Here is a 10,999-nt window from a genome sequence, read left to right on the forward strand (position 1 = left end):
TTATGAAAAAAAATCAAGAAAATTTAATGACGGATATTGGGTTTTTACTTTTCATCCTGCTTTCTTTTGCTTGTGTGGCTTTTACGGCGCATAGTCCGGATCTTTACTTTGAAAATCTGATTTTCCTCACGCTTAGTTTTTTTATTGCGATCGTTACTTATTTTACGAATTTAACGTTTGGACTTGTGCTCAATGTCATTTTCATTTTTGGCTATGCCAGCTTTATTTTGTATCTTAGTTTGATAAAAGGCTTTGACTATTCGCTTGCGTCTTATTTTTGGCTACTGATGGCGCCTCTTCTAACGGTTACTATCCATTTATTCACGCGCCAAGCGACGAAATTACAGACCGAAAATGCTCAAATCAAAAATCAAAATGAGTATCTAGGGACGATTGATGAAGATACGCTCCTAAAAAACATTGTTTCTTTCCAAAATGATGAAGCAATCTTTCAAAGTATTTCAACACGCTACAATTTGCCGCTTAGTTTATTAGTTGTGAAAGTGCGGCACTGGAAGGAATTAAAAAGGTTCCAAAGTAACGAAGAAATGCGAGTGGCCCTTCAAGATATTTCGGCGCTTCTTGAAGCAAGCATCCGCACGAGTGATGTGCTTTATTTGCTCAATAAAGAAGAAGCCACTTGGGGGCTCCTTCTTCTGACGGATGATCCGGGAAGCAAACTTGTGATGGAGCGCATCAAAGAAAGAATCCAAGAAGCGAATCAAGGCGAATTTAAAACGAAATACAGGGTTCGTTTGGAGCTGCGAATAGGAGCCAAAGTGTTGGACCCAGAAACGGTTCAAACACCATTTGATTTCATCGAACAAGCGGAAAAAGAATTGGAATATGACGTCTAGAAACAATTAGTTATTTTTAGCCACTCACCTGCTGGAAATTGCAAAAGAGTATAAAAAAAAAAATAATAATGCTACAATTAGATGTAAAGTATTGAGAATTCATGGAGGATAAAAGAGTATGATTATAGCGCAAAAAATTTCATGGGATGAGGAAAGAAAAGAGTGGCGAATTTTTGTTTCTAAGAATATTACTTTGGATTCTGCTTTAATTTTTTATAAAGAGCGAAGAGAGTTCCTCCGACCTGCAAGAAAGTTTGAGTTGGAAGTTCAAAAAGTGAATAGAGGCTATGAAATTATTCTACCTCTTAATCTCGTTCTCCAACATTCGTTAACAGATCGAGAAACGGAATGGCGCTTTCTTTGCAAGAGTGGAAAGCAGGATGTTTTATTGAAGGTAGATCAACCACTTTCGTTTGAAAAGGTTTCTGTGGAAGATTCTTTACATAGTTTTATCTTCCGATTCACTGAAGGTTTATTCACCTTTGTCAGTGAGCCTAAACCTTTTCAAGCAACATTACAAGAGTTTTCGTTAAACACAAAAAAACTACAGCTTAATATTTGTATTGTGTCTGAATATTCGATAGATAATTTGGATGTTGTTTTCTGGCTCAAACGACGCTCAAGACCTGAAATTTATAACTTTTTCGAACAACGCAAGGCATTGGCAGTTGGAAAGGTAGAGAATGGGCATATTCAATTTTCATTACCAATAGACTTTTTTTCTAAAGAATTTTTAATCGATGAAACAAATAATATTGATCCGTTTATTGAATTGCGATCAAAATGGACTGGCTCAAAACTAGCGAACGTTGAAGTGGACTCTAGCGTGGCAGGGAAGATCCCGCAAAAATTTTTGCTAAAAGAACCATATAGAACTTCACTAGAGTCTTATGTAACAGGTTCGAAGCGCTTGTCCTTTTATTATCGGAAAGAGCTCCATAACCTAGTGAATTTAACGACTTTTAAAGAAAGGCTTGGCGTTTTTTCACTTGGTTTTGAATTCCAGAGAGAAATTTCACCAATTGGGTTTGTGCTAAAACGGCGTGATCCAAAGCTTTCAACGTTTGAATATCTTGAAGAAACTGTTCAACCAGTTACAAAAAAATTTCGTTCTTATGTTGTCAAGCTTTCTCAAAAAACGCTTTATCCTCTTAAAACTTATGAACCAGATGAAAAGTGGGATGGCTTTATCCGTACAAGTGAAGGCCTTGATTTGCCAATTTTCGTTCCGGATAGTATTGAATTTGAACCAAAATTTGAATTGGTGAATGAAGGAAAGTATCGTGCACGACTAATGAAAAATGGAATGGGCGATTTGACCATTCGCTTTGTCGCAGCGCCTACCACGAAGCAAGAACCGAAGAAGCTTGTAGTGATGGGGACTTGTTTTAGCCGAAATGCTTTCAATACATCACCATATTTTAACCCAGATTATAAGTCGTTTTTTAATGTCCAGTTCACGCAAACACATACTTCGCTGATCAGTGCGACAACGCCTGCTTATGCGGGTGAAATTCCGTTTGATGAATACGCGGATACGTTTACGGCAACGGAATTTGGAAATGTTAAGGATGATTTTCGAAAGGATTTCTTTCAGCGGCTTGAAGCCGCACAGCCGGATTATTTTTTGATTGATCTATATCCAGATGCAATCAGGCCGATCATTTGGCTCGATGATAAGTCCGCGATAACAGGTAGCTATATTTTGGAAGGCTCGCCGCTATTCGATGCCATTCCGTGTAAAGAAATACTGGATCACTCTGACGATGAGGCTTTTTATCAGATTTGGAAGAAACATGCTGATGAATTTTTGTCGAAATTGATGGAAATTATTCCTGAAGAGCGCATTATTTTAAATAAAGGTGGCTTTACTTATAAGTATTATGATGAAAATCAAAAAGTGGCGAACTACCAAAATAAAATGGCGATTCAGAAAGCTCAACTTCTTTGGGATCGTTTAAATAACTATTTTCTATCTGTTGCCCCAAACGTTCGGGTTATTGATCTGTCAAATAAGGGCTATATAGGTGATTTTTATTATCCATTTGGTCATTCCTTTTCACATTTTGAATCGGGCTATTATAAAGATTTTCTGAAAGAAATGATCTACATTGATCAGACCAATTCTTTTCGAGATTAACTAAAGAGAGGGAAACCTCTCTTTTTTTATTTGAGTTTTGTTGAAGGGGAAACAAAATTCTATTATAATGGAAGCAGGAAATAGAGAGGATGAAGCTTGATGAATAACGAAGAACGGCTTTTGACTGGGTTTCGAGATGTGTATAATAAATTAGTCTGGCTTAATAAAAGCAAGATGGAACGAAGTTTAAGTGGCTATAAACCTGCTGAAGTTCACTGTTTGGAGTTTATTCAGAAAAATAGTGAGGTGAATGTGACCAAACTTGCGGAAGCTTTTTACATGACTAGAAGTGCCATGAGTAAAATGACAAAAAAGTTGATGGAAAAAGGCGTGGTTGAGAGCTATCAAAAGCCAGAAAATAAAAAGGAAATTTATTTTCGCTTAACTGAAAAAGGTCGTCAAGTAGATCAAATTCATACTGAGCTCCATCAGGAATTTAGGGAACGCGATCAATCAGTATTTGATACAATTACTGAGCAGGAACTAGAAGGCATGATGAAATTTGTGGATCGTTATCGTGAACATTTGGATGAAGAAATCGATAAACAAAATAGAAAATCGAAAAGTGAGGAAAGAAACGGTTAATAAGGGGCTGTTTCTTTTTTTGTTGACAAGGACACAAAAACGAGTTATGATTTTTGTTGACAAAGAAACAAAAAAGGAGATATTCTATTGTTACAAATTGAAAGAAAACCACCTTCCGTTCCAGAAAAAAAGGCACTCATTTTTGGTCTGTTATCTATTTTTCTGTGCGGTTTAGGTTTAAGCATTATCACACCAATTATTCCATTTCTCGTTGCTCCTTATGCGGCAACACCTGAAAGCCAAGCATTTACCGTCACAGCGCTGACTTCGGTTTATGCGATCTGCGTATTCTTCGCTTCTCCGGTGCTAGGTACTTTAAGCGACCGTTTGGGAAGACGCCCTGTTTTATTAGTTTGTCTTTTAGGAGCAGCCATCGGTTACTTGATTTTTGGAATCGGCGGCGCGCTTTGGGTATTATTTCTTGGCAGAATTCTTGAAGGAATTACGGGCGGTAGCATTAGTACACTGTTTGCTTACTTTGCTGATATTACTCCTGAAGCAGAACGAACCAAATATTTTGGCTGGGTCAGTGCTTTGTTTGGCACCGGAGTTGCGATCGGACCGACAATAGGAGGTTTATTGGCTCATTTTGGTTATGCAATGCCGATGTTTTTCGGGGCAGCTGTTACTTTTTTAAACTTTCTTTTCGGAATTTTATACATCCCGGAAAGTTTAACTCAGGAAAAGCGACTTAAGCGAATTGAGCGAAGCCAGTTGAATCCCTTCACGCAACTGGTTCAACTTTTTTCGATGAAACATTTGGCAAGGCTATTCATCGCTGGATTCTTGATTTGGATTCCCAATGGCTCTTTGCAAGCGATCTTTTCGCAATTTACGAAAGATACTTTTCAGTGGCAGCCAGTATTAATTGGACTTACTTTCTCGATTATGGGAATTCAAGATATCGTTGCCCAAGGATTTGTTATGCCGAAATTACTCAAAAAGTTAAGTGATACAGGAATTGCCAGGCTTGGTTTAGGTCTAGACGTAGTTGGCTATCTCTTTATCGCAAGTTCAGCCATTTTCCAATTCGCACCGTTATTTGTAGTCGGAATGTTTGTTTTTGGTTTTGGAGATTCCTTATTTGGACCTGCATTTAATGGGATTTTATCGAAGTCTGTTTCATCGAGCGAACAAGGCCGTATTCAAGGGAGCAGCCAGTCTGTACAATCCCTTGCAAGAATTATAGGACCGTTAATCGGGGGACAAATTTATGTGTCTCTTGGTCATGCAGCTCCAGCAATAATGGGCACCTTGCTTATTTCACTTGCTATTCCAATTTTAACTCATCATCAAAATGGAAATGTGACATCAAAAAATAAAATCGACTAAATGTGGCTGGCTAGTGCACGGCTGGCGGAATTCATGTTTTAGTCAAAAAGCCGACAATTTTTAAAACTAGCGGAGCAATTTTCTTTGAAGATTGCTTCTGTTTTTTGATACACTAAAAAAGTGGTGTATAGCATGACTCATTTTGATTGCGGTATGCTTTTTTGTAAGGGTTTACTTTTTTCTTTTAAATAATAATGATAGTCTTAAAAATTGAAGGTGTGGCGTGAAAATGGAAGGGGATTTGAAATGCGAGATTATGGGATTTGTTTATGGAGTTTTGGCGATATTTCGGTTGAAAAAAAGTGTCAATTGGCAAAGAATATCGGCGTAACAGGTGTTGAAGTAGAAGGGGATTTGGCACAGAATCCAGCAGAACTTGCGAGTTTACTGAAGCAATATCAATTAAAGGTTCTTTCCGTGACACCGAATAATGTGGATATTTCTTCTGCTGACGAAGAAGTTCGCAAGCAAGCAGTGACTTATTTTTTAAATTTACTTGACTGGGCTTCCGAACTGGGCGCTTTTCGAATTTGTTTGCACGGAGAAGTCGGAAAAATCGAAGGAAGCGGTGATGCGACACGCGACTGGGAAAGGCTTGTGAAAAGTACGAAAACAGTTATGGAAAAAGCAGAAAAATTGGGGATTGCTGTCGTTTTTGAAGTTTTGAATCGCTATGAAAACCATCAAGTGGTAACTGGAGCTGAAGCCTTGCAATTGATTCGAGATGTGGCGAGCCCTGCATTGTCAGTTTTACTAGATGCCTATCATATGAATATCGAAGAACCGAATCCAGTTGTTACTTTGGAGCAAGTGAACACCCAATTAGGGATGTATCATGTAGCAGATTCGAACCGCCAAGCCGTTGGAAATGGGCATGCAGATATCAAAGGACAAATCGAAGCCTTACATAAAGTAAACTATAAAGGTCCGATTATTATGGAGATGGTAGCAGAAGGTCCAAATCCATTCAAAGCGGAAAAAGATGGAAACTATCTAGACGTTTTAAGTCAGTATTACAAAGATTCCTTAGCACAAATTAAAAGCTGGGATGGAAATTGAATCCAGCAACATGCTAAAAATAAGAAGTGGGTACATGCCCGCTTCTTATTTTTAAATTCGTTCTTCATTTGCCGAAACCTGCTCAAGTGAAGCCCCAGCGCGTTCCCATTTCTTGCTTTTCATTTTATGATTGATCCAATAAAAAATAGCGCAAATAAGTGGAATAACACTTGCAATCAGATAAAGTCCTCTAAAAGAAGTGGCGTTTTTGAGAATCCCCATAATATACGGCCCCACGCCAAGCCCTAAATCTAAACCAATAAAATAAGTCGAAAGCGCAACGCCGATTCGGTGTGTGTTCACGAGTTTCAAACAAACCGCTTGACCATTCGACATAAAAGTCCCGTACCCAAGCCCGACAAAGGCGCCAGAGATAAGCAGTGTCCAGTTATTCGTTGTAACACCCAGTAACAGCAAACCTGCCGCGAGGAAGATGTAACTTGGATACATGACATATTGTTCCCCTTTGGCATCGAAAATTCTTCCCGTAACAGGACGAGTAAACGTGATAACAAGCGCATAAACCACGAAGAAAAATGAGCCTGCTGAAACAAGATCGATCACTTTGACATAAGAAGACAAAAACGACAGCACACTCGAGTAGGCAAGCCCCATCAAGAAGGCGATAAAAGTGATGAATAAGGCTTTCTTTTCAATAAAGCTGCTAAAATTCCAAGATTTAATGGCAGCTCTATGTTCCGCAGATAATTGGATATTTTTGACTGGAAACAAGAAACAAGCGATCGCAACCGCCAAAATCAAGCTGATGGACAGCCAGATGATAAATTCAAAATTTGTGGCGCTTAAAAGTAACATGCCGAGGAAAGGACCTGCGGCTGCTGCAAGGCTCGTACTTAAGCCGTAATAGTTAATTCCTTCGCCGTTTTTCGCTTGTGGAATGTAAGCTGTCACAATCGTATTTGTCGCAGTTGAGATCGCGCCATAGCCAAATCCGTTTAAGAAACGGATGAGATATAAAATTCCAAGGCTAGGGATAAAAAGGTAACAAGCGGTCGTAGCAAGGTAAAACAAAGCGCTTGCTCGGAGAACAAATTTTCTGCCGAGGAGTTCGATTTGTTTCCCCATTAATAAACGTGCAAGAAGCGTTCCGATAATGTAAATCCCAGAAGCAAAACCCGCCTCACTCATGCTTGCTCCAAGATCATCTTGCGCGATCACGGCGATGATGACCATGAGCAAATAATAAACGAGGTAGACGATGAAATTAAGGACCGTCACACCGATAAAATATTTATTAAATAGCTTTTCTGGCATAAGAATTTCGTTCCCCAATCTTTTGTAGCGCTTTGATTTTTTCAATTCTTGCAGCAATTTCATTGTAGTTGGATGGATAGCGATCAACGAGCTGTTCCACAAATAAGTCTCTTGTCGTCATGAAGAGTCGCAGGAATTCTCTTGATTCCGGTGATTCCCGGATCGTAAGCTCCCGCATCAGTTCCATGGCGCTTTGATACGCATCGTTTAAGAAAATCAGTGCTGCTTTTGAATCAAATCTGTTGCTATAAGCTGTGTCGAGACGTTCGACAATAGCGTTCATCCAAATGTTCATCTTTCTTCCTCTTTTCTTTCGTAATATGTTTCTCAGTATAAGGCGAAAAAGACTTGTCGAAAAGCGCACTTCATGTGTAAAATTATAAGTAACGAATCTTATTAACAAATGTTAATGTTTACTGGATGAATTTTTTATATGCTTTTTTTAGCGGATCAAAAAGGCGGGGAAGAAAAGTTGGATAATCGTGTGTTAAGAAATTATGTGGAAGAAAATGACTTTCCAATCGTTCGAAAGGGGTATCACAAATATTTAACTTACGAAGGACTTGAAGATTGTTATACGTACATTTTAAAAGAGGGAATTGTAAAGGCAAGTGTGATTTCAAATGACGGGCGGGAATTCAACTTGCGCTATATTCAAGAATCGGAAATCGTTTCGATTTTAAAAGATGAATATTCGCAGTTTATTGACGCTCCTTACAATATTCGCATTGAATCGGATTACGCTGAATTTTACCGAATCAATCGCGTGCAATTTTGGAAGGATATCAACGACAGTCCTGAGCTACAACACTACGTGAAGGAATTTTACCGACACCGTTTGCTTTATATGATGAAAAAAATGCAACAAATGCTTATGAATGGAAAAATGGGGGCGGTTTGTTCACAAATTTATGAGCTCTATGATTTTTTCGGCGTGGAAACAAATGACGGGATTGTGATTGATTTTCCAGTAACAAATGAAGAAATCGCAAAGTTTTGTGGGATTTCTTCGGCAAGTAGTGTCAGTCGAATTTTACGCCAACTTAAGCAAGAAAAAGTGATCAAGGTTACGAAAAATCAACTCATCATTACTAATCTGAGTTTACTGGAAGACCACATTATTTTTTAAAAGTAGCATCAAAAAAGCTTCTCCTGTTTGAAAACAGAAGAAGCTTTTTTGTTTAACCAGTCCAGCTGTTCAAGTCGTTTTTCGTTCCACCAAGTAAAATTTTAGTGGAATGAGTTTTTGGTTTGCTTGCTGGAGCTCGTTGTGGATGATTGTAAAGGCGTTTAAAGCCTGTTTATCGACCGGGTAGTGAATAGTCGTCATATCAAATAAATGCGCCACTTCCAGGTCGTCAAAGCCGCATACGGCGAAATCTGCAGGAACCCGCAGTTCTTGCCTACGTGCCTCGGACACAATCCCCGCGGCCAGATAATCATTTGGCGTGAAAAAAGCATCCGGTTTATTCGCTGTCTTTTTGAAAAAATGTACGAGCTCTTCTCCTTGGGCTCGCGTCCCCATCCCGTAAAAGTGTTTGACTTCGTGCGGGTCAAGATTGTGGTGCTTACAAAAGTCGGCATAAGCTTGCATCCGGCTTTGCGTATTCAGTCCGCTTGTAAAGCCGTAAACATTGCAAATTCGGCGGTAACCACGCTCGTAAAGATGCTCAAGCCCAAGCGTATAGCCTTCATATTGATCCATGAAAACCGAGGCGATTTTTTTATGCTCAACGCGTTGCCAGGTAACGATCGGCCCGTATTTGGTATAAGGTTCGATCACATCCCATTCATTTTGACGGATGACGAGGACAAGCGCATCAATTTGTTTACGACGCAGCATTTCAAGCGCTTCTAATTCCTTCTCGCGATTTCCGTTTGTCATAAAAAGCGTCACATTATACCCATGTTCTTGCGCGGCATTCGTGAAATTTTGCATGAAAATGCCTGGAGAATCCTGAAAAATGGGAGCTACAAGCCCAATCAATTTAGTCGCGCCTTTTTTTAACGAAACCGCATTAAGATTTGGAACATAGTCCAGTTCGTCAATCACCATTTGAACACGCTTTCTTGTTTCCTCACTAACGTAATCGCGCTGATTAATCACTCGGGAAACCGTTGCCGAAGATACACCAGCTCGTTTTGCAATTTCTTGAATATTTGCCAATCCAGACACCTCGCTCTGTTATCCAATTTTAGTATAGCATAAAACCAGAAATAAAAAATTTTCAAAAAAGGGGGTTGACCTGTAATGCATTACATAAATTATCATCAAATAGTAAGAAAACGCTTAATTTTGGGAGGGTTCGATACTTATGAAAGACGGAGTAAAAATCGTAACAATTGGTGGAGGCTCAAGCTATACACCAGAACTGATTGAAGGATTTATCAAACGCTACAGTGAACTTCCAATAAAAGAATTATGGCTAGTGGATATCGAAGCAGGTCGCGAGAAACTTGAAATTGTCGGCAATATGGCAAAACGCATGGTTAAAGCAGCAGGAATCGACTGCGAAATTCATTTGACACTTGATCGTCGTGAAGCATTACCAGATGCAGATTTCGTGACCACACAATTTCGAGTTGGACTTCTCGACGCGCGAATCAAAGATGAACGCATCCCACTTTCACATGGAATGATTGGGCAAGAAACAAACGGTGCCGGAGGAATGTTTAAAGCTTTCCGGACGATCCCTGTCATTTTGGATATCGTAAGCGATATGCGCGAACTTTGTCCAAATGCGTGGTTGATCAATTTCACAAATCCTGCCGGAATGGTAACAGAAGCCGTATTGCGCTACGGCAACTGGGAAAAAGTGATCGGACTTTGTAACGTTCCGATCGGCGCAGTGAAGAGTGCATCCGCTGTTTTAGGGAAACCAGAAAAAGACTTGTTTTTCAAATTTGCGGGCATCAACCACTTGCACTGGCATCGCGTCTTTGATAAAGACGGTACAGAACTGACTGAAAAAGTGATTGACGGACTATACGCGCCGGGAGCAAATCCAGAAATGGTCGTTGAAAATATCAAAGACATGCGTTTCCTTTACGAACAAGTGAAACATTTGAAGATGCTTCCTTGCCCGTATCATCGCTATTACTACATGACGGACAATATGTTAAAAGATGAAATCGCCGCTTTCAAAGAAGAAGGAACGCGCGGTGAAGTCGTAAAACGCCTTGAAGAAAGCTTGTTTGAGCTTTATAAAGATCCAAACTTGGATCATAAGCCAGAAGAACTTTCAAAACGCGGTGGGGCGCATTATAGCGATGCCGCTTGCGAAATCATCAACTCGATCTACAACTATAAAGGCACGAAAATGGTAGTATCCACACGGAATAATGGTGCGATTGATGACGTACCTTATGAAAGTGCTGTTGAAATTACAAGCATTATCGGGGCACACGGAGCAGAACCTATCAACTTTGGGAAATTCGCTCCTGCAGAACGTGGCTTATTACAAGTGATGAAAGCGATGGAGGAATTAACGATCGAAGCCGCTGTAACAGGCGATTATGCAACCGCTCTCCAAGCCTTTACACTGAATCCGCTTGTGCCAAGTGGGGATATCGCGAAAGAAGTACTCAATGAACTGCTTGAAGCGCACAAAGACCATTTACCTCAATTTTTCGTGAAACAACAAGTTTAAAATTTCAAAGACTCGCTTCGGCGAGTCTCAGACTGTAGACAAAGTAGTGAAAAACTTTGTTTACAGTCTTTTTTTAGATATACTTGTGATAGAACATACAT

The 10,999-nt window shown here is 39.7% G+C and carries 10 protein-coding genes; 7 read left to right on the forward strand and 3 right to left on the reverse strand.

The genetic code is table 11. From position 1 onward, the window contains the following. The first annotated feature begins 2 nt into the window (after positions 1–2). The 5 genes from HCK02_RS08340 (at position 3) to HCK02_RS08360 (ending at position 5,973) form a co-directional block, all read left to right on the forward strand. Positions 3–857: a diguanylate cyclase domain-containing protein gene (locus tag HCK02_RS08340; protein WP_167629664.1), complete on the forward strand. Its 855-nt coding sequence runs from the start codon at positions 3–5 to the stop codon at positions 855–857. Between the two features lie 118 nt (positions 858–975). Continuing rightward, positions 976–2,997 carry a DUF6270 domain-containing protein gene (locus tag HCK02_RS08345; protein WP_167629665.1) on the forward strand — a complete coding sequence of 674 codons (2,022 nt, stop codon included), beginning with the start codon at positions 976–978 and terminating at the stop codon, positions 2,995–2,997. Positions 2,998–3,096: 99 nt separating this feature from the next. Then, complete coding sequence (locus tag HCK02_RS08350) at positions 3,097–3,582, forward strand: MarR family transcriptional regulator (RefSeq protein ID WP_167629666.1); 486 nt, start codon at positions 3,097–3,099, stop codon at positions 3,580–3,582. 96 nt (positions 3,583–3,678) lie between these two features. After that, the gene (locus HCK02_RS08355) at positions 3,679–4,914 is read left to right on the forward strand and encodes an MFS transporter (protein WP_208970460.1); all 1,236 of its coding nucleotides are present in this window, start codon (positions 3,679–3,681) and stop codon (positions 4,912–4,914) included. A gap of 246 nt (positions 4,915–5,160) precedes the next feature. Next, positions 5,161–5,973 (forward strand): sugar phosphate isomerase/epimerase family protein, encoded by an 813-nt coding sequence (locus HCK02_RS08360; RefSeq protein WP_167629667.1) that lies wholly within the window; start codon positions 5,161–5,163, stop codon positions 5,971–5,973. A 51-nt stretch (positions 5,974–6,024) separates the two neighbouring features. Here the strand turns inward: HCK02_RS08360 and HCK02_RS08365 are convergent, their stop codons facing one another. Both HCK02_RS08365 and HCK02_RS08370 read right to left on the reverse strand, forming a co-directional pair. Further along, complete coding sequence (locus HCK02_RS08365) at positions 6,025–7,248, reverse strand: MFS transporter (protein ID WP_167629668.1); 1,224 nt, start codon at positions 7,246–7,248, stop codon at positions 6,025–6,027. Further along, entirely contained in the window at positions 7,229–7,543 is a 315-nt protein-coding gene (locus HCK02_RS08370) for a hypothetical protein (RefSeq protein WP_167629669.1), read from the reverse strand. Before HCK02_RS08370 ends, HCK02_RS08365 begins: the two co-directional genes overlap by 20 nt. Before the next feature lie 177 nt (positions 7,544–7,720). Here HCK02_RS08370 and HCK02_RS08375 point away from each other — a divergent pair, with 177 nt between their 5' ends. After that, complete coding sequence (locus tag HCK02_RS08375; RefSeq protein ID WP_167629674.1) at positions 7,721–8,377, forward strand: Crp/Fnr family transcriptional regulator; 657 nt, start codon at positions 7,721–7,723, stop codon at positions 8,375–8,377. A gap of 69 nt (positions 8,378–8,446) precedes the next feature. Here HCK02_RS08375 and HCK02_RS08380 read toward each other — a convergent pair whose 3' ends face one another. Continuing rightward, on the reverse strand, positions 8,447–9,415 hold the full coding sequence (locus HCK02_RS08380) for a LacI family DNA-binding transcriptional regulator (protein ID WP_167629670.1): 969 nt from the start codon (positions 9,413–9,415) through the stop codon (positions 8,447–8,449). A gap of 148 nt (positions 9,416–9,563) precedes the next feature. Here HCK02_RS08380 and HCK02_RS08385 point away from each other — a divergent pair, with 148 nt between their 5' ends. After that, a complete protein-coding gene (locus tag HCK02_RS08385; RefSeq protein WP_167629671.1) occupies positions 9,564–10,898 on the forward strand; it encodes a 6-phospho-beta-glucosidase in 1,335 nt (444 codons plus the stop codon). Positions 10,899–10,999 lie beyond the last annotated feature (101 nt).

Source organism: Listeria valentina, assembly GCF_011800755.1.
GTDB lineage: Bacteria > Bacillota > Bacilli > Lactobacillales > Listeriaceae > Listeria > Listeria valentina.

Bases quoted from the DNA above. Each gene is read 5' to 3' on its own strand.
- HCK02_RS08365 (WP_167629668.1), bottom strand. From the start codon at position 7,248: ATGCCAGAAAAGCTATTTAATAAATATTTTATCGGTGTGACGGTCCTT.
- HCK02_RS08370 (WP_167629669.1), bottom strand. From the start codon at position 7,543: ATGAACATTTGGATGAACGCTATTGTCGAACGTCTCGACACAGCTTAT.
- HCK02_RS08385 (WP_167629671.1), top strand. From the start codon at position 9,564: ATGAAAGACGGAGTAAAAATCGTAACAATTGGTGGAGGCTCAAGCTAT.
- HCK02_RS08350 (WP_167629666.1), top strand. From the start codon at position 3,097: ATGAATAACGAAGAACGGCTTTTGACTGGGTTTCGAGATGTGTATAAT.
- HCK02_RS08360 (WP_167629667.1), top strand. From the start codon at position 5,161: ATGCGAGATTATGGGATTTGTTTATGGAGTTTTGGCGATATTTCGGTT.
- HCK02_RS08340 (WP_167629664.1), top strand. From the start codon at position 3: ATGAAAAAAAATCAAGAAAATTTAATGACGGATATTGGGTTTTTACTT.
- HCK02_RS08345 (WP_167629665.1), top strand. From the start codon at position 976: ATGATTATAGCGCAAAAAATTTCATGGGATGAGGAAAGAAAAGAGTGG.